Origin of the sequence: Alkanindiges hydrocarboniclasticus, from assembly GCF_001982605.1 — a bacterium.
Classification (GTDB): domain Bacteria; phylum Pseudomonadota; class Gammaproteobacteria; order Pseudomonadales; family Moraxellaceae; genus Alkanindiges; species Alkanindiges hydrocarboniclasticus.
In genome coordinates this window covers 165,230-187,096 of record NZ_MLCN01000023.1, presented here as the reverse complement: position 1 = coordinate 187,096, position 21,867 = coordinate 165,230, and the positions used below count along the sequence as shown (strand labels likewise).

Annotated in this window: 20 protein-coding genes; 7 read left to right on the top strand and 13 right to left on the bottom strand. The window is 45.0% G+C overall.

Annotation, left to right across the window (positions count from 1 at the left end; translation table 11 throughout):
• Positions 1–108: 108 nt before the first annotated feature.
• Entirely contained in the window at positions 109–369 is a 261-nt protein-coding gene (locus BKE30_RS09775) for a type B 50S ribosomal protein L31 (RefSeq protein ID WP_076878403.1), read from the top strand.
• Positions 370–524: 155 nt separating this feature from the next.
• Here BKE30_RS09775 and BKE30_RS09770 read toward each other — a convergent pair whose 3' ends face one another.
• Positions 525–2,633, bottom strand: a complete 2,109-nt coding sequence (locus BKE30_RS09770) for a TonB-dependent receptor domain-containing protein (protein ID WP_076878437.1) — start codon at positions 2,631–2,633, stop codon at positions 525–527.
• Between the two features lie 409 nt (positions 2,634–3,042).
• On the opposite strand from BKE30_RS09770, the gene aspS reads away from it, so the two are divergent.
• Together aspS and BKE30_RS09760 are read left to right on the top strand one after the other, a co-directional pair.
• On the top strand, positions 3,043–4,851 hold the full coding sequence (gene aspS, locus BKE30_RS09765) for an aspartate--tRNA ligase (protein ID WP_076878402.1): 1,809 nt from the start codon (positions 3,043–3,045) through the stop codon (positions 4,849–4,851).
• A 285-nt stretch (positions 4,852–5,136) separates the two neighbouring features.
• Complete coding sequence (locus BKE30_RS09760; RefSeq protein ID WP_076878401.1) at positions 5,137–5,361, top strand: hypothetical protein; 225 nt, start codon at positions 5,137–5,139, stop codon at positions 5,359–5,361.
• 70 nt (positions 5,362–5,431) lie between these two features.
• On the opposite strand, the gene BKE30_RS09755 is transcribed toward BKE30_RS09760, so the two are convergent.
• Positions 5,432–6,268 carry a phosphodiester glycosidase family protein gene (locus tag BKE30_RS09755; protein WP_227518384.1) on the bottom strand — a complete coding sequence of 279 codons (837 nt, stop codon included), beginning with the start codon at positions 6,266–6,268 and terminating at the stop codon, positions 5,432–5,434.
• A gap of 81 nt (positions 6,269–6,349) precedes the next feature.
• On the opposite strand from BKE30_RS09755, the gene BKE30_RS09750 reads away from it, so the two are divergent.
• From BKE30_RS09750 to BKE30_RS09740, 3 genes are all read left to right on the top strand, one after another.
• Complete coding sequence (locus tag BKE30_RS09750; protein ID WP_076878400.1) at positions 6,350–6,736, top strand: hypothetical protein; 387 nt, start codon at positions 6,350–6,352, stop codon at positions 6,734–6,736.
• Between the two features lie 28 nt (positions 6,737–6,764).
• Entirely contained in the window at positions 6,765–7,646 is an 882-nt protein-coding gene (locus tag BKE30_RS09745) for a lysophospholipid acyltransferase family protein (RefSeq protein ID WP_076878399.1), read from the top strand.
• A gap of 76 nt (positions 7,647–7,722) precedes the next feature.
• Positions 7,723–9,105: a phosphohexomutase domain-containing protein gene (locus tag BKE30_RS09740; RefSeq protein ID WP_076878398.1), complete on the top strand. Its 1,383-nt coding sequence runs from the start codon at positions 7,723–7,725 to the stop codon at positions 9,103–9,105.
• Positions 9,106–9,167: 62 nt separating this feature from the next.
• On the opposite strand, the gene BKE30_RS09735 is transcribed toward BKE30_RS09740, so the two are convergent.
• The 5 genes from BKE30_RS09735 to BKE30_RS09715 form a co-directional block, all read right to left on the bottom strand.
• Positions 9,168–10,028 carry a hypothetical protein gene (locus BKE30_RS09735; RefSeq protein ID WP_076878397.1) on the bottom strand — a complete coding sequence of 287 codons (861 nt, stop codon included), beginning with the start codon at positions 10,026–10,028 and terminating at the stop codon, positions 9,168–9,170.
• Positions 10,029–10,146: 118 nt separating this feature from the next.
• Entirely contained in the window at positions 10,147–11,808 is a 1,662-nt protein-coding gene (gene pgi / locus BKE30_RS09730; RefSeq protein WP_076878396.1) for a glucose-6-phosphate isomerase, read from the bottom strand.
• 1 nt (position 11,809) lies between these two features.
• The gene (locus BKE30_RS09725; protein ID WP_076878395.1) at positions 11,810–13,084 is read right to left on the bottom strand and encodes a UDP-glucose dehydrogenase family protein; all 1,275 of its coding nucleotides are present in this window, start codon (positions 13,082–13,084) and stop codon (positions 11,810–11,812) included.
• A gap of 16 nt (positions 13,085–13,100) precedes the next feature.
• On the bottom strand, positions 13,101–13,994 hold the full coding sequence (gene galU / locus BKE30_RS09720; protein ID WP_076878394.1) for a UTP--glucose-1-phosphate uridylyltransferase GalU: 894 nt from the start codon (positions 13,992–13,994) through the stop codon (positions 13,101–13,103).
• Positions 13,995–14,156: 162 nt separating this feature from the next.
• Positions 14,157–15,158 carry a hypothetical protein gene (locus tag BKE30_RS09715; protein WP_143253697.1) on the bottom strand — a complete coding sequence of 334 codons (1,002 nt, stop codon included), beginning with the start codon at positions 15,156–15,158 and terminating at the stop codon, positions 14,157–14,159.
• Positions 15,159–15,443: 285 nt separating this feature from the next.
• Here BKE30_RS09715 and BKE30_RS09710 point away from each other — a divergent pair, with 285 nt between their 5' ends.
• Positions 15,444–16,415 (top strand): CgeB family protein, encoded by a 972-nt coding sequence (locus tag BKE30_RS09710; protein ID WP_076878392.1) that lies wholly within the window; start codon positions 15,444–15,446, stop codon positions 16,413–16,415.
• 7 nt (positions 16,416–16,422) lie between these two features.
• Here the strand turns inward: BKE30_RS09710 and BKE30_RS09705 are convergent, their stop codons facing one another.
• The 6 genes from BKE30_RS09705 to BKE30_RS09680 all read right to left on the bottom strand — a co-directional run bounded on the left by BKE30_RS09705 (position 16,423) and on the right by BKE30_RS09680 (position 21,862).
• Complete coding sequence (locus BKE30_RS09705; protein WP_076878391.1) at positions 16,423–17,232, bottom strand: glycosyltransferase family 2 protein; 810 nt, start codon at positions 17,230–17,232, stop codon at positions 16,423–16,425.
• Between the two features lie 13 nt (positions 17,233–17,245).
• Positions 17,246–17,821, bottom strand: a complete 576-nt coding sequence (gene rfbC / locus BKE30_RS09700) for a dTDP-4-dehydrorhamnose 3,5-epimerase (RefSeq protein WP_076878390.1) — start codon at positions 17,819–17,821, stop codon at positions 17,246–17,248.
• Complete coding sequence (gene rfbA, locus BKE30_RS09695) at positions 17,818–18,708, bottom strand: glucose-1-phosphate thymidylyltransferase RfbA (RefSeq protein WP_076878389.1); 891 nt, start codon at positions 18,706–18,708, stop codon at positions 17,818–17,820. Before rfbA ends, rfbC begins: the two co-directional genes overlap by 4 nt.
• On the bottom strand, positions 18,705–19,649 hold the full coding sequence (rfbD, locus tag BKE30_RS09690) for a dTDP-4-dehydrorhamnose reductase (protein WP_076878388.1): 945 nt from the start codon (positions 19,647–19,649) through the stop codon (positions 18,705–18,707). Before rfbD ends, rfbA begins: the two co-directional genes overlap by 4 nt.
• Entirely contained in the window at positions 19,646–20,719 is a 1,074-nt protein-coding gene (gene rfbB / locus BKE30_RS09685) for a dTDP-glucose 4,6-dehydratase (RefSeq protein WP_076878387.1), read from the bottom strand. The genes rfbD and rfbB overlap by 4 nt, the downstream gene beginning before the upstream one ends.
• Positions 20,720–20,827: 108 nt before the next feature.
• Positions 20,828–21,862, bottom strand: a complete 1,035-nt coding sequence (locus BKE30_RS09680) for an ELM1/GtrOC1 family putative glycosyltransferase (RefSeq protein ID WP_076878386.1) — start codon at positions 21,860–21,862, stop codon at positions 20,828–20,830.
• Positions 21,863–21,867 lie beyond the last annotated feature (5 nt).

Here is a 21,867-nt window from a genome sequence, read left to right as displayed (position 1 = left end):
TTTAAGTATTTATGCAATCCGGTAACTCAGATGTTTTTCGGCATTGGGTATTTTTTATTTTTATAAGTGTTATGTTATAATATATCTTTTCAAGTCGAGAGAATAATTATGCGTTCCAATATTCATCCCACCTATCAGGAAGTGTTATTTCACGATACCAATGCCGATGTGTACTTTGTTATCCGCTCTACCATGCAGCCCAAACAAACCCGTGAATTTGAAGGCAAAACCTACCCTTATGTCACGCTGGATATTTCCAGTGCCTCGCATCCGTTTTATACCGGTGAAGTGCGCCAGGCCAGCAATGAAGGGCGCGTTGCCAGCTTTAACAAACGCTTTGGTCGTTTTGCAAGCCGCAATAAAGCTTAAAAAAGTCTTATTAAATTTCATTAGCCACCTATTGCCAGACCTGAACTTGTGCTCAGGTTTGGTTTTTTAACAGGCTTACTTGCCAATATAAAAAAACCACCTTCTTGTTTAAAGAAGATGGCTGAGGATTAAACCTAAAAGTAACTGCTAATGAATTAGAACTTTAGCTGTACACCGGCAGTAAAATTACGGCCCGACTGCGGAATGGCTGATAAAAACGAACTATGGCTGTAATATTTTTCATCCAGCAAATTATTCATTTGCAGATATAACCGATAGCTGTTGCGGGCATTTAATTCACCATCATAGGCCAGTGTGGCATTAATCAGGTTATAGCCTGCGGTGGTGGCTTCATAGTCAGCAATATCATTTTGCTTAAACACATGCGCGTACTCTAGCGAACCGCCAAGCTCGCCACCCAGTGCATCCCAGTTGGCTTGTACACGGCTGCCTACACGTGCTGCCGGGATACGAGGCAGGTTGCGATTACCTTGGGCATTGCTGCTGTCCAGTTCTGCGCGCACGTAATCACCAAACAGCGTGGTGCTGTAAGTATCATCAATACGGTAAGTGCTTTCGGCCTCAAACCCATCAAATACTGCATCAGCCTGGGTGTACTGAATCAGGCGAAAATTCTCATACTTGTCCAGCGTTTTGGCATAAATATAATCATCCACCTGATTATGGTAGGCACTCAAGCCAAAGGTGAAATCACCGGCTGTTTTACGCAAGCTCAGCTCAACACTATTGGATTTTTCATTGCTTAAATTGGCATCACCCAGCTCATAGGTGTTGGTGGCAAAATGTCCCCCATTGGCATACAGCTCCTGTGCATTGGGCATACGCTCGGCGTGGGACAGCGATAAGGCCAGCGCATAATCCGGCACAAATTCCCAGGTTGCTGCAAATGACGCTGACGTGGCCGTATCGTCATAGTCCTGCGTGCTAAACTTGGCCAAGCCCTGTTCGGGATTAATGGTTTGCCATTCCTGCCGCGCACCCAGTTCAAAATGCATATCCTTCCACTGATAATGTTCCAGCAAAAAGGCACTGATATTTTCAGTCAGGGTTTTGGGCAAAAAGGCTTCTTCGCCGCTGGCCTCAAAGTCCGAGCGGGCATATTGCAACCCCAGTACGCCTTCCAGTCCGCCCACTGGCACGTGGGTTAACTCAATGCGTCCGTCATAGCCCTTGTTGGTAAAGGTGGTCGCAATTGCACCCTCTTCTATTTCGTCATGCTGGTAGTCGGTATAGCCTGCCCTGACCCGGATCTTGTCAAACCCGGTAAATGGCTGTGCATACTCTGCCCGAAAATCCACACGCTTGCTGTCGAGTTCGATCCACGGTGCAGTTTCGTGGTCATGCTCGTGGTCATGGCCATCATCATGATTATGCGCTTCCTCACCCTCATGGTCATGACCTTCTTCCTCATGGCTATGTTCATCATGATTGCCACAATGCAAATGAGTCCCGTGAGGATGGCAGCTTTCATATTCATGGCTATGGCCGGGCAAGCCATATTCATCCTTGCGCTGGGTAAAAGCCAAGCCAGCAAAACCACGCTCGCCAATCCATGACAGCCCTATGCTGGCATTTTCACCTGTGGCATAGGAACCATCGACACGCTTCTCATCCAGTCCACGCACTTTGTAATCATTGGCATCGCGCTTGAGACCTTCCACATGCAGGGCAAACTGCTCACCCAGCCCTACAGTGACTGCGGCAGCCGCGGCTTGTTCATCTGCTACGGTATTTGCTCTAAGGCTAACCTCACCTTCAAGGCCATTGTCAGGCATGCGGGTAGGAATCTTGTTATCCAGTACATTAATGGCCCCGCCAATCGCGCCACTGCCATACAGCAAGGTTGAAGGCCCACGTAAGACCTCAATTTTTTCTGACAACAACGGCTCAACCGTTACTGCATGATCCGGCGAAATGGCGGACGCATCCATCACCTCTGATCCATCCGACAACACCTTCACCCGTGGCGCTGCCTGCCCCCGAATCACCGGACGGCTAGACCCGCCCCCAAAGCTATCGGCATGAATTCCCGGCTGCCCTGCCAGTGCTTGCCCTAACGTCGTTGCGCCACTGGCCAGTTGATCATGGGTAACCACACTGACTGGCGTAGCTATATCAGAGGCAGTACGATCCAGCGGATGGGCACTAATAACAATGGTCGGCAAGGTATTAGTAGGCGTAGGAACGTTTGCGACTGATGTGTTGCTGCCGGCCGTGCCAGACTGATCAAATGAACTTGGCATCGTACTGTTGTTATTGCCCTCAGCTCCACTTGGCGTTGCTGCAAGGACACCTGATTCGGCAAGTGCATTAACTGAAACTGGCAACACTAGCATAGCCAGCGCCATTGCCTGGACTAAGGGATGACGTTTTAAATACATAAGATTGACCTGTTTTTCCCAAAAACCTGACTTCTATCAAGCCTGTGTTTCATGAACCCAAATGATAATGTTATGTTATAACGTATTTAATCATTCAACAACTAAAACTTTCAGCAACTAATTTTTTCATAAGCGGGCCACTTCCACCCTCGTTCATTTCAAAAGCAAAAAAGCGTCTTGAGCCTATAGGCATATATAGGCATAATTGACCGTTTTCATGCGTTCCCCAAAAGCGCTCAAATTTTTAGATAATTAGTGGACCCTACGCGCCATGATGCGAACTCATTACTGTGGCTCTCTAACTGAAGCCCAACTGGATCAAACTGTTACCCTGTGCGGCTGGGTACACCGTCGCCGCGATCATGGTGGTGTTATTTTCCTTGATATGCGTGACCGTGAAGGTCTGGTACAGGTCGTTATTGATCCAGATACGCCAGAAGCGTTTGCAACTGCTGACCGCGCACGCTCAGAATATGTATTAAAAATTAGCGGTAAAGTCCGCAAGCGTTATGCAGGCACGGAAAATGCCAATATGGTCAGTGGCCAGATTGAAGTACTGGCCAAGGAAATTGAAACTTTGGCGGTTTCTGAAACCCCGCCATTCCCGCTGAATGATGAATTTAGCAATGTGTCCGAAGAAAATCGCCTCAAATACCGCTTTCTGGATATGCGCCGCCCTGAAATGCAGGAACGCATGGTGTTTCGCTCCAAGGTCACCAGCCTGATCCGTAACTATATGGACCGCAATGGTTTTCTGGATGTAGAAACCCCAATCCTGACCCGTGCCACACCGGAAGGTGCGCGTGATTATCTGGTGCCTAGCCGTACCCAGCCCGGCAGCTTCTTTGCCCTGCCGCAATCACCACAGTTGTTTAAGCAATTGCTGATGGTGGCTGGTTTTGACCGTTACTACCAGATTGCCAAGTGCTTCCGTGACGAAGACCTGCGTGCTGACCGTCAGCCGGAATTTACCCAGATCGACGTTGAAACTTCCTTTATGTCTGATGAAGACATCATGCAGATGATGGAAGGCCTGACCGTTGAGCTGTTTGACACCATGCTGGGTGTGAAGTTTGACAAGTTCCCGCGCATGACCTATGCCGATGCCATGCGTGACTATGCCTCTGATAAGCCAGATTTGCGTATTCCATTAAAACTGGTAGACGTGGCCGACCTGATGAAAGGTGAAGGCTTTAAGGTATTTGCTGGCCCGGCCAACGATGCCAAAGGCCGTGTAGCTGCCTTGCGTATTCCAAACGGCAGTAGCCTGACTCGTGGCCAGATTGAGGAATACACCAAGTTTGTGGGTATTTATGGCGCTCGTGGTTTGGCCTACATCAAGGTAAACGATGCATCGAAAATCAACAATGGCGTTGATCAGGAATCTGGCCTTCAATCGCCTATTATTAAAAACATCAGCAATGAAACGCTGGTGGCTCTGGTTGAGCGTCTGGAAGCCCAGACCGGCGACCTGATTTTCTTTGGGGCTGACAAAGCCAAAGTCGTTAATGATGCCATGGGTGCATTACGGGTGAAGATTGGCCATGACCTTGGTCTTTCAACCTGTGAGTGGGCACCAATGTGGGTGGTTGATTTCCCGATGTTTGAAGAAATTGATGATGGCAAATGGACGTCTGTTCACCATCCATTTACCCTGCCAAAAGGCTCGGTTGAGGAAATGAAGAGCAATCCGGGTGCTGCCCTGTCCGTCGCCTATGACATGGTCTTAAACGGTACTGAAATTGGCGGTGGCAGCTTGCGTATTTATACGCTGGACATGCAAAAAGCTGTATTTGAAGCATTGGGCATTTCTGATGAAGAAGCAGAAGATAAATTCAGCTTCCTGCTGGACGCATTGAAATACGGTGCGCCGCCGCATGGTGGTCTGGCCTTCGGTCTGGATCGTCTGGTGATGCTGATGACAGGTGCCAGCTCCATCCGTGAAGTAATTGCCTTCCCAAAAACCAAAACCGCTGAATGCCCATTGACCGAAGCGCCTGCGCCAGTTGATGCCAATCAGTTGCGTGACCTAGGTATCCGCCTGCGCGAAAAACCAAAAGCTGACGCTGAACAGGCCTAAGCCTGCACTTAATTGATGCCAGGTGTAATACTAAAAAGCTCTCCCGGTGAGGGCTTTTTTAGTGCCTGTTTTTTATATCTAATCTTTTTCTTATCGATGCTTTTCATTGTGCCATTTTTTACCAGCTTCATAATTTGGTAGTAGTCCCTATTAAATTTTGGCAACCTGCGGCTTTCATTATTTTTTTCAATTGTGCATAACACACGCTTTCAAGTTGCCCTGCTTAAGGCTTCATGCGACAATTTGCCCTCATGAATAATTTCTATTATTGAATAGGCACAAGCTATGGCAATGCGTCCTGAAGTTAAACGAAATGGCTGGTTAATTATTGGATTTGCTGTGCTTCAGTGCGTTCTGCTCCAGACAGCAGTACATCAGCAGTGGCTGGACTTAAATTATTCGCAGCGCGCGGCCACTTATACCTTAAGCGGTATCTTTTGTGCCACCCTGATCTTGCTTGCCCTGCTGTATATGGTGGTTAAGGGTAACCCTGATAACTACGATTCATAAGGCATCAATTGATACGTCTTTCAGTTATCAGCGCTCCAGACAAGCAACCAGCGCCATAAATAGCCACTGCTCATTTAGCTAAACTGTGCCGCTTTACAGGTTGTATCACGCCAATGATTGGCCCCAAAAAGTGCAGTCGGTCATGGCGCTTTAAAGCTGGCAAGTACAGGCTGGAAATAGTGCCGTCCAGATATAATGCATTGTTGATTTTAAGCGTATTTTTGAAGAAATCAGCCAGCTCATAAAAACTGACCGGCTGTTCGCTAATCACAAATACCGCTGTGCCGGGCTGCTTTACCCCCACTGCATTCCGGATAAACCGTGATGCCGAGGCTGGGCTAAACTGGCTATTAATTTTACCGTTGTACACCAGCAGTGGCCCGGACTGGGTGGCAAGCCGGATATGGGCAGGCGCTTTAGACTGAAAATCGGCAGTGCTTAATACCTGTACGCCTTGCGCGCTCAGTAAAAATACTCCATTGGGCTGCATAAAAAAGTTGCCGCTGCCCATTGCGGTATTTAATGGATATAACTTGCGGCCTTGCTCAATATACAAGCCTACCGGTAAATAGCTGGAGTGAAACATGCCGGCATTCATGGCAAATATCAGTTGCTGCGATGGGTGCTGTTGCGAGGGCCGTTGTTTGACTGGCTGCTGCGTTGCCAGTTGCTGGTTAATAGCCGCAAAAGACTGATACAGGTTTCCTTTTGCGTCCTTTAAAAACAGTTGTAAGTTATCGCGCTTTATATCTACAGTCACCACTACAGCCTGTGTATGGGCAATTGCTAAAGTCTGCATCTCAATAGCATAACTGCTTGGCAGGCCAGATAGCATTAATCCGGCCACAAAGCACAGGAATTTAATTTTATCTTTAACAGGGCTAAGGGTTTTGTAATTATGCTTCATGGCTGTACCTTATGTCAGTTTTTGGTTTAAGCACAAAATAGAATTGAGTAAACTAGTCTAACTCTTGGGATGGATACACGCATGCGTCTTTTTTTAACAATAATAAGTTTAACCACTGTCGTGTTACTGGCCGGCTGCTCCCGTGAACCTAATGAGCAGGAACTGCGTCAGGCTTATGAGGAGTCACTGGCAGAAGCCAATCAAATGGCGGTAAGAATTGGCGGTGACCGCATGAAAATTGGTCTTCAGGACTTTAAAAAACTATCATGTGAACAACCCGACCAGTCTGCGGATCAACAAAATTCTCATCAGCAAGATCAGAGCCAGCAAAAATCAGTTCTGCAAAATCAGTATCGCTGTAATATTCAGGTCAAGCTGGACTTGCCGATTGTTGGAGCAAGCACACAAAATGGTGAGATGACCGTGGTAAAACACGACCGTGGCTGGGTAGTACTCAGTAATAACTAAATTATTGCTAAATTCCTGAAGCCCGGCCATGTATTTTTTACTGAAAATTCTTGCGCGTTTGCCGCTGTCTACCCTGCACTATTTTGCGCGCTGGATTGCCATGCTGATTATATTCATGCCCTATGCTGGCATGCGCTGGGTGGTACGCGTTAACCTGACACTGGCTTATCCGCAATTAAGCCAGCAGCAGCGCCTGCAACTGGAACAGGCCAGCATTTATAGCCAGTGCCTGACAGCTGCTGAATCCATTAAAAGCTGGGGCATGCCTACCGATTATAGTCTGGCACAAATCCGCAGCATTACTGGCACAGAACTACTAGTACAAGCCCTGAAAAACCCGAATGGCGTGATTGCCGTAGTCCCGCATTTTGGCACATGGGAGCTGATGAATGCCTGGCTAAACCAGTATGCCAGTCCGGTTATTATGTACAAGCCCAGTAAGGATGCCGGTGTAGACCGCTTCATGCTGGAAGCACGCCAGCGCCTGAACGCCACACTAGTACCCACCAATGATTCCGGGGTACGCGCCATTTTTAAGGCCCTTAAAAAAGGGGGGTTTACCGCCATTTTGCCGGATCATGTGCCCGACCATTCTGGTGGTATTTATGCACCATTTTTTGGTCAGTCAGTTTTAACCACAACACTAGTATCCAAGCTGGCCCAAAAAACCCAATGCATTGTACTGGGCCTAAGCTGTATTCGCCGTCCGGATCTATCGGGTTTCGATATTATCTGTGAGCTGCTGGATCGCCAGGTTCTGGATCAGGATTTACAGATATCCGTTAATACCTTAAATCACGAAATTGAACGCATGATTTCCCGGGCACCAGCGCAATACATGTGGGGCTACAAACGGTTTAAGCAAATGCAAAACCAGTCTAAGGTTTATAAAAAGCCTCAAAAAAATTAACTTAAAATTAATCAAAATCTTAATCATGTTTGCGCTAAACTTGAGACATGATGATTGACCATGACGTTAAATAACCATGACTGCACCTTTAACCTGCTTTAAAGCTTATGACATTCGCGGCCGCCTTGGCACAGAACTTAATGAAGATATTGCTTACCGTATTGGTCGCGCTTACGGACAAATTTACCAGCCTAAAACTGTAGTGGTCGGTAGCGATATTCGCCTCACGAGTGAAGGGCTGAAACAGGCTACAGCACGTGGCCTGATGGATGCAGGTGTTGATGTGATTGACCTTGGCATGACTGGAACCGAAGAAGTTTATTTTGCAGCATTCCACCTTGATGTACAGGGCGGCATAGAAGTCACCGCCAGCCATAATCCCATGGATTATAACGGCATGAAGCTGGTACGCGAAAATGCTTATCCTATCAGCGCAGATAGCGGTTTAAAGGAAATTCAGGCACTGGCGATGAGTCAGGATTTTGTAGAAGGTACCCAAAAAGGCACCATAACGCAAAAATCCATTTTAAATGAATTTGTAGACCACCTGCTTACCTATATTGATTTAAGTCAGATCAAACCGCTCAAGCTGGTGGTCAATGCTGGCAATGGCGCGGCGGGCCATGTGATTGATGCCATAGAGCAACAATTTATACAACGTCATGTTCCTGTTGAATTTATCAAGGTGCACCATGACGCCAATGGCAATTTCCCCAATGGCATTCCTAACCCACTCTTACCGGAAAACCGTGCAGCCACCCGTGATGCCGTACTGGCACATCAGGCTGACCTAGGTATTGCCTGGGATGGTGACTTTGACCGCTGCTTTTTGTTCGACGAAACTGGCCAGTTTATTGAAGGCTATTATATTGTGGGTTTACTGGCTCAGGCATTTTTACTTAAATCTCCGGGTGAGAAAATTATCCATGACCCGCGCCTGACCTGGAATACCATTGATATGGTGGAGCAAAACAATGGTGAAGTCATTCAGTCCAAATGTGGTCATGCCTTTATTAAGGAACAAATGCGCAAGGACAATGCGATTTATGGCGGCGAGATGAGTGCGCATCACTATTTTCGTGATTTTGCCTATTGCGATAGCGGCATGATTCCATGGCTTTTGGTGATTGAACTATTATCACAGACTGGCAAGCCATTATCTGAACTGGTCAACGAACGGATTGCCAAGTTTCCCTGCAGTGGTGAAATCAATTTTGTGGTAGATGACAGTAAAGCCACCATCCAGCGTGTACTGGATTATTTTGCGCCGCAACAGCCTGTCATGGATACCACCGATGGCATTAGCCTTGATTTTGGCAAGTGGCGCTTTAACTTACGCGCTTCCAACACCGAGCCGCTATTACGTTTGAATATTGAAAGCAAAGGCTGGCTGGAAAATAATGCTGTTGAGCAATATGTTGACTTGCTGACTCGCCTTATTGAAAATAAAAATATTTGATTTTTGAACATCCCTGCCATAACAACTCCCCTTCATAAAGGGGAGTCAGTATAGTATGGCTTTTACCTTTTGATCTTTTGCTCAATATAAGCATTGGCTTTAGGATTAAATATAAAGCGGCTTTTTTCAAAGTCTGACTTTTTCTTGCCGCCATTCAGGGTCTTATAACTGACTTCGATGGGATAATAAACCTGGCCATTGGCCATCACGTTTAATGTAGAGGTTGTTACAGAACTGTATTCAGGCCGATCTGCATAAAAGGATCTACTGTCATTGCCTGCCAGCCCAATATCCACCACCTGAATTTTGCCTTGATCCGGTAGGAACAGATTGTACCATTCAGAGCCTGCCTCTCCGCCAGCACCGGTATAATGGCCAACAAAATAACTACCGATCAGGTCTTTGCCCATTGGCTGTAAATGCTGCTTAATTTGTTTTAAATCCAGTTTTAAACGCCCCGCCCCGCCCGGTAAATCATCTGCATTTAACTGATAGTTGAGCAGATAAAAACTACCATTATCCTGCTTTTTAAAGATCAAGAAGTCTGCCTTAGCGCTACAGGCTCTGCATGTTTCCAGATAACCATTGGAATAAGACAGTTTTTCCATCAATACAAAATAACGAATTTCATTGTTGGCATTTTTGTAGACAACCACTGGATGCATGAGCACCAACTGCTGCTCTTGGGCGGCCGCATCATAAAATACAGTTTTTGGATAAGATTTAAAATCTTCATCACTAGCATATTGCTGGGTGTCTCCTATCTGTTGGGCATAAATATTTTTTAAAATATCCTTAAATTCCAGTGAATTGGTTTTCCGGTTTAATTCTACTGTTTCTATAAATTTCTGTTGATTTTGAGCATAGCTGGATTGAATACACCCTATGAATAGTACGCTGCATAGCAATAATAGTTTTGTCATGTTGTTTTCCTTTTAATAATTAAAAAAGCGTTTTATCCTGAATTATGCAACGGATAAAACGCAAAAATATTATCATTAAATTTTTTCTATAACTGCACAATAACTGTACTGCACAGGCCTACTGCAAAATAAAGCGCAATAGCCCTTCTGTCGAAGAATCAAATTGCTTGCTGGCTTGTTCACCCTGTAATGCAGGTAATAGTTCCTTGGCAATTTCCTTGCCCATCTCTACGCCCCACTGGTCAAATGGATTAATTCCCCAGATTACCGACTGCACAAAAACCTTATGCTCATAGGCTGCCAGCAGTGCACCCAGACTAAATGAGTTTAATTCATGCAATAAAATGGTAGAGCTGGACTGATTGCCATAGTAGCGTTTATACACCGGCAAGTCATTGTAGCGTTCATCTAGTGCACCTTCACCCAGAGCCAGCAGGCGTGACTGTGCCAGACAGTTGGCCAGCGCCAGTTGATGCTGGGCCTGTAATTCATGGGCAGCTTCAGCATGCAGCTTTTCACGGGCATGATAGCGCAAAGCTGGTGCAATAAAATCACAGGTAATCGGTTCAGTGCCCTGATGCAAAAGCTGGTAAAAGGCATGCTGGGCATTTGGCCCGACATTACCCCATATAATTGGACAGGTTCCCAGTTTTACCCGCTCGCCATCACGGGTTACTGATTTGCCATTAGACTCCATTTCCAGTTGCTGCAAATAATCTGCCAGATACTCCAGCCGCCCGTCGTATGGCAAAATGGCTTGGGTTTTAATATTCAGAAAATTGGTGTTCCATATCCCAATCAAGCCCATTAGCACGGGCAGGTTTTCAGACCACGGTGCCTGCTGAAAATGCTGGTCCATAAAATGCGCACCGGCCAGCAACTGCTTAAAGCCCTCAATACCAATAGTCAGGGCAATCGGCATTCCAATGGCTGACCATAATGAAAAACGGCCACCAACCCAGTCCCACATTCCTAGCTGGTGTTCAGGGTAAATGCCCCATTCAGTCATTTTTTCCTTACTGGTAGAAACCCCGATAAAATGGCAGCGGTCTACCCGTGAATTACGGCCCAGCTTACGCTCTAGCCACGTTCGGGCAGTTTCTGCGTTATAAAGCGTATCCACAGTGGTAAAGGATTTGGAAGAAATAATAAAGAGTGTGGTTTCTGGCCGTAGCTCATGCAATACATGGGAAACCTGACTCCCATCCATTGAAGATACAAAATGAACCTGCAAATTCTGTGGGGTTTGAATGCGATAATCTTCCAGCGCACGACTTACCATCAGGGGTCCAAGGTCTGAACCGCCGACGCCAATATTCACAACATCGGTAATGACTTCACCTGTACATCCCCGGTACTGGCCACGGTGCAACTGATCCACCAGAAAACCCATATGGTCAATCTGTTTATGAATCGCCTGCAAAATATCATCATCCAGTGCGGGAGCTGACTGCTCTTGTTCTGCACCTAACCGGTTGGGAACACGCAAAGCCCAGTGCATGGCCGCACGGTTTTCAGTATTGTTAACGCTATCCCCGTGAAATAATTTTTCAATCCATTGGCACAACTGGGCAGCATCAGCAAACTGGTTCAGTGAATCCAGAATATCGCGAGTAACCCGCTGTTTGCTATAGTCAAATAGCAAAGGCCCTATTTCCAGTTTAAAGTGATCAAAACGTGCTGGGTCTTGTATAAATAAGTCTTTTAAATGCACTGTTTTGGAAAATTCAGCATGCTTTTTGAGTTGCTCATACGGTGGAAGTGAATGGTCAACCTGCATATTATATTCCTCTTCCAATGCCAATATATTCAAAGCCCATATCTTTTAAATAATAAGGGTTATAGATATTGCGCCCATCCAGAATCAGGGGATGGTTCATAGACTGTTTTAAACGCCGAAAATTGGGATTCCAGTACTGCTTCCACTCTGTGACCAGCATTAGCGCGTCTACGTCGGTTGCCGCTTCATACTGGGTCTGACACAGAATCAACTGGTCATGCTGGCCGTAATACTGTGCAATTTTTTCCAGTGCAACCGGATCATGCAATTTGACCGTCACACCCTGCGCCCATAAAGCTTCAAGAATTTTTAAGGTAGGTGCATTATCAATCTTGTTGGTATTGGGTTTATAAGCTGCGCCCCAGATGCCAATAGTCTTGTGACTCAGGTTGCAATCAAAGTAGCGCCATAATTTCCTAAATAACACTTCTTTCTGGTCTTCATTAATTTGTAGCACTTGTTGTAAAAGCTTACTTTTAATCCCTACGCCCGATACGGTCTGGGCCAGGTTCATAACATCCTCAGAAAAACTTTGACCGCCAAAACCACAACCCGGATACAGGTAGGCTTCACCAATACGTTTGTCACTTCCCATTCCCACACGCACTTGCTCAATATCCACCCCAAGCGCGTCAGCCACATTGGATAAATCATTCATAAAACTAATGCGTGTTGCCAGCATGCCAGACACCGCCAGCTTGGTAAATTCTGCCTCACGCAATGACATTTTAAGAAAATGATCTTTTAAGCGGTTAAAAGGCCTGAAAATTTCACGGATCTGGTTTTCAGCACGAGGGTCATCCATGCCCAAAATAATCTTGTTGGGACGCGCTATACTATCAATGGCCATCCCCTCCTGAATAAAGTCAGGCACATAAACCAGACTTTGTAGTGGTGATAGATGGCTGGCCAGATGAGTGGAACAACCTACGGCAAATGTAGACTGATTAATGACCAGTAACTGCTGCTGATGCGTTCCCAGATTTTTAACAATCTGTTCTGCCAGTGCAAAGTCTTTGGGTGCGAAAGCCAAAAATACAGCATCCAGATCATCAGGCACGGGTTCATTTAAATCTGTATAGACCAGCCGCTGTTCTTTGCGCTGCTGGTCCAGTAAACCCTGCAAACGTGGTTCCGGATAAGCTTCTCCATCAGCATCCAGTGTTTGCTTGACCCGACCTTCCGGCAAGCAAAGCCAGATATCATGGCCTACAGAGGCAAACAGGGCTGCACTAACCAGCGCGCACAGGTTATCGCCATACACATGTATTTTCATTGTACAGATCTATCACTTACTTAAGGGAATTTTGAATCAGTTTTACAAAGTCACTACCCAACTGTGGATGGTCGATACCGTAGTTTAAAATAGCGTCCAGATAGCCCAGCTTGCTTCCACAGTCATAAGTCTTGCCTGACATACGGTAAGCATCAACAAATTCTTCATGCATCAGGGTAGCAATGGCATCGGTGAGTTGAATTTCGCCGCCGGCACCCGGTTTTGTTTGTTCCAGCAGACTTAAAATCCGGCCCGGCAATACATAGCGCCCTACCACAGCAAGTCGGGACGGTGCGGCGCCAATGTTCGGTTTTTCAACAATTCCTTTTAAGGGCAGGCTTTGACCCGCCTCAAGATCATGTCCACCAATGTCCACCACACCATATTGCGACACCAATTCAGGCAGTACCTGTTCTACCATAACCTGTGAATGCTGGGTCTGGTTGTAATAATTAATCATGTATTGCAGGTCATTTTGGGTGCCAGCATGTGTGTTTATATTTTTCACCAGCACATCCGGCAATAGCACTGCAAATGGCTCATTGCCAATCACAGATTTTGCACACAGCACAGCATGACCCAAACCCAAGGGCTGGGGTTGGCGTACGGCTACCACATCAATTTCTTTAGGAATAATATTCTGGATGATTTCCAGCAACTCAAGTTTGTTCTTTTTTTGCAGGCTATCTTCCAGTTCATAATGACTGTCAAAATAATCTTCAATAGCCCGTTTGGAAGAATGGGTTACCAGAATAATTTGCTCAATACCAGCAGCAATGGCTTCTTGAACTACATAATCAATGACTGGCCGATCCACAACGGTAATCATTTCTTTTGGTATTGACTTACTGGCAGGTAAAAAACGTGTTCCCAAGCCAGCTACCGGTAAAACTGCTTTTTTTACAGCCATAGAGATCTCTAAGCATCACTAAACCCAACAAAAATTTATTCTGTCATAGATCGGGGCTTACTCAAATTTATTTTGAAACTTAAATATATAATTCTGTTAATTTTATAGCTTATTTTTACAAATATAATTAATAATTTTAAACTAAACCAAATCTAATCAGATTTATTTTTTATCTTGATTAAGTGATATCGTTTCTGGATATTGCTGCCAGATGTAGACGCATTCTTGCCACTTTGCTAAGTTAATGAAATCGCTTGCAGGTACCTGACACAAGAATCCAGGAATCTCATAAATTTTATACAGTGTTTCAATGGCTGTAGAACGAATACTATAGCTGGCTGAAAAGCGCCAGCCCTGTTGCAACTGGCTATACTCCAAAATACCTCTTGGCTGATAAATCTGGTAACCCAATTTTTGGATTCGACGAATCAACGAACTGGATTCATAACGATGAGGTGCATACCATTGCGGGACATTGGCTGGCAAATCCCGATGTAACTGCTGCAATCGCAATAACAGCGTCGACTCATCCTTTAAATAAGTACCGACCAGATTTGAACCAATCACCAATATATCAGGTCGGATAGGTAACTGCCGTACCTTCGCTTTAAAACACCGATAGTCATTATTGACTATACAGTTATTGGGCGCCTGAATCTCAAAGGCACTAAAGAAATGTGCTTTAAGTAGTCTTTGAGGATTAAGCTGCAAATCCAGAAACTGATCTTGCCAACGGTCTGGCAGAATGGTTTTTTGTTGTTGCCAGGCATGGATCTGCCGGGCAATCATCAGGCTTTCATTTCCATCATCTAGTATCCAGACCTGTTCAGGCTGTATCACATTCACAACATGTAGTGGAACATGACGAATCATACCAATATAAACAGCTTTAACCGGCTTGAGTGTCATTAGCCAGCGATTAAGCTGCCAACCATAAAAATGCTTTTGCCAGCCCTGAAAAATCACTGTTTTAATGGCTGTCCATTCCTGATCTGGCTGGAGCATGGCTTGCATCATCTTCAAATCGACTGACGAGCCAGCAACTAAAATCAGGTACTTTAAATCATCCTCATGAAATCTTTGGCAGGCCTCAATGGCATTAAATAATTGTAGTGGCGTGCGCACTACGCAAACTACTTTATTCTTTGCTAAATGAAGGGGCATATCAATTCATTAATTTTCAAACAGTTCTGAAGCTGAGTAGTGTATAACTATATATTTCAATAAATCGTTTTTATATGTTTCCGCGTTTAGGATCACACTGCTTTCATTATTCCAATACTGCCAAAATCATATAGGCTGATATTTAACAGGCTGGCTTAATGAAGTCATAGGAAATAATTATCAGCAAAAAGACTATTAATTAGTAATAGTTCTCATTTTAAATGCCTATTAAACCAATTGAAGTAAGCTATAATGTTTTTTGTGCTGTAACTCAATCTGTTAAACATGAGCAAATCGTCAATACTAGTCTTGGGAAAACGTGGTGGGATACTGCAATGGTATGAAGGTTTGCTGGACGCTAAAGCTAGTCTCGGTGAGATTCAGATTGATGGCTTTGCATTTAATCACAACAACTGGCATGAACGTTTTGTTAAAAAGATCTTAAAATTAGGCCGTCAGAATCCTGATCATTACACTGCCAGATTACTGGCTAAAAAAATTCAGAATGCACAACCTGATATTATTTTAATTGCAGATTTATTTTATTTGAGTTTACCTTTGCTTAAAGTGCTACAGCAGGCTAAACCCAAAGCAAAAATCTATCACTGGATTGGTGATTTTTTTGATGAACGTCTGATACATAGCAAAGAAGTTGTTGATCACTTTTTATTTACTGATAGTAGTTTTATTGATGATGCAAAAAAATTGGGAATCGAGCAATCTCATTATTTGCCATTAGCATTTAATCCCTGTGTTTTTTACGCTCCAAAAATTACTTTACCACGCAAAGAAGCGCTGTTGTTTATTGGCGCATGGTCAGAGAATCGCCAAGCATTATTGCAACAGCTGCAAATTCCTATAACTGTGTACGGCAAAGGATGGGATAAACTCAAATCCGATTATATTACCGTTCACCCGCATAGCCTTAGCTTGCAACACGTTGCAGGCTTATATCAACAATATCAGTATGTGCTTAATATTATTAATCATAACAATACCCGTATTGGCTTAAATATGCGTTGCTTTGAAGCGATGGGTGCAGGCGCAACTTTGGTAACTGAATTCAGCAACGACCTACCACGTTGTTTTAACATTGAAAAAGATCTAATTTATTTTAGCAATGCAGCAGAGCTGACAGCAAAAATGAACACCAAGCCATGCATAGATGTCCAAGGCACTTGTAGTAAAGCGCATCTGGAACATACCTATGCACAGCGTATTAAGGCAATACTATGCCCGGCTGATCAATCCCTATAAGTCTATGCTAAATACGTGTTCTACGCTTATTTACTGTTCTTGCCCAACGTAACACTCTGTATCTATTACAAATAAATAGTAATACCCTAGAGGATGACACAAAAAAACTTGAACACATGGCCCAGATAAACTGGCTTTGCTTGCGATGATACTGCAATTGCATAAAAGCATTCTGAGCATCGTAATAGGTTTGATCTACCCGACCCGGGCTTTTATGATAAAGATGAAAATCTATTGCATAGTTTTTTAAGCCCAACGCATTAGCGTTCTGGCATAAATCAGTGCCATAAATATGAAAACCCGACAGCACTGGCGAACATGCTATGTTTTGCTGCCGATTAATAATCAGAAAGTTTTCATCCAGCGTCATCACTTCAGACGGCAAAGGCCCCACATGTAAATTACTATAATTAACATCTGAAATTCTGATCTTAACCTGACCAAATTTACTTTTTCCGGCATTGCCTGCTACTGCCCAGTTTGGATCCAGCTTTTCAAGTTCGTCAATTCTTTGATCAAGTACAGCGCGGCTATCAAAATTGAATAAAATATCCTGATGACAAAAAATCAAATACTTGCCACGCGCAACCCGAATGGCTTTGTTAATGCCACTATAACCATCATATTGGTTTGATTGCTTGTTATCGAAATATAAAAACTCAACATCCGCACCTGAAAAACCAGCCTGCTTTGCACTGTCCACCATTTCCAGATATTCATCATATCGGGTAACCAGTGTGCAAAAACTAAAACGCTTACTAAACTCCTCCTGAGGATTTAAGCATTGTAGCTCAGGATGTTGAGTCAAACTTGTCATATCATTATTACCATTAAAATAGGGATTGCGTTGCCATTGCCTGAGCCAATGTCAAGGCTTCCTGATCTTTGGCGTGTACGGTAAGCTGCGTATTGCTGTCAATAGGCCATTCAATCGCTAGCTCAGGGTCACTCCATAGCAGACTACGCTCACTTTCTTTTGAATAATAATCCGTGGTCTTATATAGGAACTGGGTATTGTCTTCCAGGGCAATAAAGCCATGGGCAAAACCGGCCGGAATCCAGAATAGGCGCATATTTTCATCACTTAATTCCACGCCAACCCACTGGCCAAAGGTTTTAGAGCCTTGCCGGATATCAACGGCCACATCCCATGCTTTGCCCTGCACCACACGTACCAGTTTACCCTGTGCGCGCGGGTTTAGCTGGTAATGCAAACCACGTAACACGCCTTTATGCGATAACGAATGATTATCCTGCACAAATACGGGGGTAGCCAGCTGATGAGCCTCAAGCGCCTGCTCAAATGTGCGCTGGTTAAAGCTTTCCATAAACCAGCCGCGTTCATCACTAAACACCCGGGGCTCAAGAATCAGCAAATCTTTTATTTTTGTTTCAATGACATTCATGCTGGTTGATGCTCCGCATGCAACTTATGCAAATATTGCCCATATCCTGTCTTTTTGAAATACTGGGCCCGGTCAAATAGCTGTGCAGCGCTAATCCAGCCCTGATTAAAGGCAATTTCTTCCAGACAGGCTATTTTTAGGCCCTGACGGTGCTCTACCGTTTGTACAAAATGGCCTGCTTCAAGTAGCGAATCATGTGTACCTGTATCCAGCCATGCAAAGCCACGACCCAGTAGCTCAACGTTTAATGCACCTTGCTCCAGATAAACATTGTTCACATCAGTAATTTCCAGCTCACCGCGATGCGAAGGCTTGATCTGGCGGGCAATGTCTACCACGCTGTTATCATAAAAATATAATCCAGTTACTGCATAACTGGATTTGGGCTGCTGGGGTTTTTCTTCAATACTGATGGCACGGCCTTGCTGGTCAAATTCAACCACCCCAAAGCGTTCAGGGTCATTAACATGATAGCCAAATACAGTTGCCCCTGCTGGTCTTGCAGCCGCTCTGGCCAACTGGGTGCTAAAGCTTTGGCCATAGAAAATATTGTCACCCAGAATCAGGCAGACATCATCTTGCCCGATAAACTCTTCACCAATTAAAAAGGCCTGCGCCAGCCCATCGGGTGATGGCTGAACCTTATAGCTTAACTGGATACCAAAGTGAGCGCCGTCACCCAGCATTTTTTCAAAACTTGGCAAGTCTTCTGGCGTAGAAATAATCAGAATGTCCTGAATCCCTGCCAGCATGAGTACTGACAGCGGATAGTAGATCATCGGTTTGTCATAAATAGGTAATAACTGCTTGGAAACACCCATCGTAATTGGATGTAAACGAGTACCTGAACCCCCGGCTAAAATAATGCCTTTGCGCTTTAAACTCATTTTTCAGTTTTCCCTTCAATAATCTCTTGTAAAGTATGCAATACACCCTGTTGCCAATGTGGCGGTGTTAAACCGAACTGTTGCTCCAGCTTGGCAAGGCTTAACCGTGAATTGAGTGGACGCTGGGCTGGCGTGGGGTAAGCACTGGTTTCAATAGGCTTAACCTGTTTGATTTTCAGCGTGTAGCCTAAAGGAATAGCGTGCTTGAAGACAAACTGGGCATAGTCATACCATGACACGCTGCCTGCTGTAGTTAAATGATAAATCCCGCATAACTGCGCAGGTGCCTGAGCATTCACATATGTTTTTAAGGCATGGGCTGTGACATCAGCAATCAGGGCAGCCGAGGTTGGCGCACCCATCTGATCATTGATGATGCTTAGTTCATCACGTTCCTGCGCCAGACGCAGCATGGTTTTAATAAAGTTATGACCCCGTGTGGCATAGACCCATGATGTCCTGAAAATTAGCGCATTGCAGCCACTTGCCAAAATAGCCAGTTCACCTGCCCGCTTGGTTTTGCCATAAATATTTAAGGGGTCGGTATCATCGGTTTCTGCCCGTGCCTGCGTGCCCTGTCCATTAAACACATAATCGGTAGAATAATGCACCAGTAAGGCACCAATTTGCTGGCAGGCGTTAGCCATAGCCTGCACCGCCAAATGATTAATAATGTCGGCATCCTGTGCTGCTGACTCGGCTTTATCCACGGCTGTATAGGCTGCCGCATTAACGACAATATCAGGCTTGACGGTTGCAATGGTTGCACGGATCCCATCAATATTTGATAAATCGCCGCATAAAACCACTGTATTGCCATCCGGCTGCGTTGCATCGATCTGACTATGACGGTCCAGCGCAATCAGCTCTCCCAACGGGGCCAAGGCACGTTGTAACTCCCAGCCCACCTGGCCATTTCTTCCCAACAAGAGTATCTTCATTGCTGGGCCTTATATTGCTGGCTGATCCAGTTCTGGTATTCACCGCTTTTAACATGCTGAACCCATGCTGAATTATCCAGATACCACTGTACTGTCTTGCGCAAGCCACTTTCAAAGGTTTCTTCTGGTGTCCAGTTGAGGTCTTGCTGTATTTTTGAGGCATCAATGGCATAACGCACATCATGGCCCGGACGATCCTGCACAAAATGGATCAGGTCTTTATACTGGGCAACGCCCTGCGGCTTATTCAGGACCAGTTCTTCCAGCAGTTCACAAATAGCATGTACCACTTCAATATTCTGCTTTTCGTTATGCCCGCCAATATTATAGGTTTCACCAATCTGGCCTTGGGTAACAACGCTATATAAAGCACGCGCATGATCCTCGACATACAGCCAGTCCCTGATCTGGTTTCCTTTGCCATACACAGGCAGTGGCTTACCTTCCAGTGCATTAAGGATAATCAGGGGAATGAGCTTTTCCGGGAAGTGATATGGGCCATAATTATTGGAGCAATTAGTAATCAGTACAGGCAGGCCGTAGGTACGATGCCATGCACGCACCAGATGATCGGAGCTGGCCTTACTGGCAGAATAGGGCGAACTTGGCGAATAAGGCGTCTGCTCGGTAAACAGGTCTGTTGTGCCTTCCAGATCACCATACACTTCATCCGTTGAAATATGATGAAACCTGAACGACTGCTGGCGCTCCTGATCAAGGCCTGCCCAGTACTGGCGTGCAACCTCAAGGAGCTGATAGGTGCCTACGATATTGGTTTCAATAAAAGCAGCCGGGCCAGAAATGGAACGGTCCACATGCGACTCAGCAGCCAGATGCATAACGACATCAGGCTGGTATTGTGCAAATATCTGTTTTAAATGATCAGCATCACAGATATCGGCCTGAATAAACTGATATCTGGCATTGGTATCAATTGAATTTAATGATTCCAGATTACCGGCATAAGTCAGCTTATCCATATTAAGCACATGATCTTGTTTATTTTTAATAATATGGCGTATGACGGCTGAACCAATAAATCCAGCTCCCCCGGTAATTAATAGCTTCATAATCTTTGTGCATTGTTAGCGAAATCAATAATCGGATTATTGTAATAGAGTCTGTTTTTAAAATCTTGAATAAATAAACACAATAAATCACTTTTTATGTTTTTATAATTATTTTTCCAGAACGTCATGCAGTTTATTAGCCAGCTTTTTGAACGGCTCTTGATGTAGAGGCTTGAGCTGCAGGATATGACTGCCACTTTGTTGAAGTACAGAAATACTGGATTGCAACACCAGTTTTTGTTGCTGCAAACGATTAATTGCCTGTTGAAAGTTCTTATCCGGAGCGAAATGCTGTGGAGTGACTGCTACGACCGGACGCAGGGCACTGACAGATTCCATCATCATGGACATGGAATCAACCGTACACCACACCACTTCACTTAAACCCAGATAGCTTGAGGTGACTGGATGCGGTGCTTCAGACCACCAGACGGCGTGGGCTAAAAACTCCGGATTCAGGCTTTGCCTTAAAATCTGCTCAGCGCTTGCACCTGTACGACGCGACGTTGTAAGCAGCCATTGAATATGATGCTGTGCAGCCAGTGCATTCATTTGCACTGCCAGCGTTTGCCAGTCAGTACTCTGATATGTTGCACCCGCACCATCTCCACCCACCAGCATGGCCCATAATGGTTTTTCAGGTTTAACATGTTGAGCAAGCCATACTTCAGCAGCCTGTTTTAATACTGACTGGCTAATGGGCATGGGTGAGGTTTGCAGGCTAATAAATGGGGCTTGCAGGCTGGGCTCTAGAATTAGCACTGCATGAAAGAGTTCAGGTTTTAACTGGCGTAGCGAACCGGCAAAAATAGTCTTGGCAGCAAAGTTTTGTCCCAGCCAAGCCACTGCAAACATACTTTTGCCACCTGCGCCGATGACCAGATCGGGTTTGCCACTGGGAAGTGGTCCCCGATAAAAAAAGGACAACAAGCCAATTGATGGCTTGGTATGGTTTAGTAGCCAGCTTAAAATACGCCGGTAAATACCACTTTTTAGGTGTAACTCAACCCATTCCACCTTTAGGATGTAGAGTTGCTCCAATGCCAGCAAGACCCCTTTAGACTGGTTAAAATGTCCGGGTATTCCATCGCTGATCACCCAGACTATTTTTACTGGTTTAGGGTCTGGACTGGCTATGGTCATTTTTA

Excerpts from the sequence above, each read along its gene's own strand:
- BKE30_RS09745 (WP_076878399.1), top strand. The coding sequence starts at position 6,765 with ATGTATTTTTTACTGAAAATTCTTGCGCGTTTGCCGCTGTCTACCCTG.
- BKE30_RS09770 (WP_076878437.1), bottom strand. The coding sequence starts at position 2,633 with ATGCCAAGTTCATTTGATCAGTCTGGCACGGCCGGCAGCAACACATCA.
- BKE30_RS09680 (WP_076878386.1), bottom strand. The coding sequence starts at position 21,862 with ATGACCATAGCCAGTCCAGACCCTAAACCAGTAAAAATAGTCTGGGTG.
- rfbB (WP_076878387.1), bottom strand. The coding sequence starts at position 20,719 with ATGAAGCTATTAATTACCGGGGGAGCTGGATTTATTGGTTCAGCCGTC.
- BKE30_RS09755 (WP_227518384.1), bottom strand. The coding sequence starts at position 6,268 with ATGAAGCATAATTACAAAACCCTTAGCCCTGTTAAAGATAAAATTAAA.
- BKE30_RS09735 (WP_076878397.1), bottom strand. The coding sequence starts at position 10,028 with ATGACAAAACTATTATTGCTATGCAGCGTACTATTCATAGGGTGTATT.
- BKE30_RS09715 (WP_143253697.1), bottom strand. The coding sequence starts at position 15,158 with ATGCCCCTTCATTTAGCAAAGAATAAAGTAGTTTGCGTAGTGCGCACG.
- BKE30_RS09760 (WP_076878401.1), top strand. The coding sequence starts at position 5,137 with ATGGCAATGCGTCCTGAAGTTAAACGAAATGGCTGGTTAATTATTGGA.
- rfbD (WP_076878388.1), bottom strand. The coding sequence starts at position 19,649 with ATGAAGATACTCTTGTTGGGAAGAAATGGCCAGGTGGGCTGGGAGTTA.
- BKE30_RS09775 (WP_076878403.1), top strand. The coding sequence starts at position 109 with ATGCGTTCCAATATTCATCCCACCTATCAGGAAGTGTTATTTCACGAT.
- rfbC (WP_076878390.1), bottom strand. The coding sequence starts at position 17,821 with ATGAATGTCATTGAAACAAAAATAAAAGATTTGCTGATTCTTGAGCCC.
- BKE30_RS09740 (WP_076878398.1), top strand. The coding sequence starts at position 7,723 with ATGACTGCACCTTTAACCTGCTTTAAAGCTTATGACATTCGCGGCCGC.
- rfbA (WP_076878389.1), bottom strand. The coding sequence starts at position 18,708 with ATGAGTTTAAAGCGCAAAGGCATTATTTTAGCCGGGGGTTCAGGTACT.
- BKE30_RS09705 (WP_076878391.1), bottom strand. The coding sequence starts at position 17,232 with ATGACAAGTTTGACTCAACATCCTGAGCTACAATGCTTAAATCCTCAG.
- BKE30_RS09750 (WP_076878400.1), top strand. The coding sequence starts at position 6,350 with ATGCGTCTTTTTTTAACAATAATAAGTTTAACCACTGTCGTGTTACTG.
- pgi (WP_076878396.1), bottom strand. The coding sequence starts at position 11,808 with ATGCAGGTTGACCATTCACTTCCACCGTATGAGCAACTCAAAAAGCAT.
- BKE30_RS09725 (WP_076878395.1), bottom strand. The coding sequence starts at position 13,084 with ATGAAAATACATGTGTATGGCGATAACCTGTGCGCGCTGGTTAGTGCA.
- galU (WP_076878394.1), bottom strand. The coding sequence starts at position 13,994 with ATGGCTGTAAAAAAAGCAGTTTTACCGGTAGCTGGCTTGGGAACACGT.
- aspS (WP_076878402.1), top strand. The coding sequence starts at position 3,043 with ATGATGCGAACTCATTACTGTGGCTCTCTAACTGAAGCCCAACTGGAT.
- BKE30_RS09710 (WP_076878392.1), top strand. The coding sequence starts at position 15,444 with ATGAGCAAATCGTCAATACTAGTCTTGGGAAAACGTGGTGGGATACTG.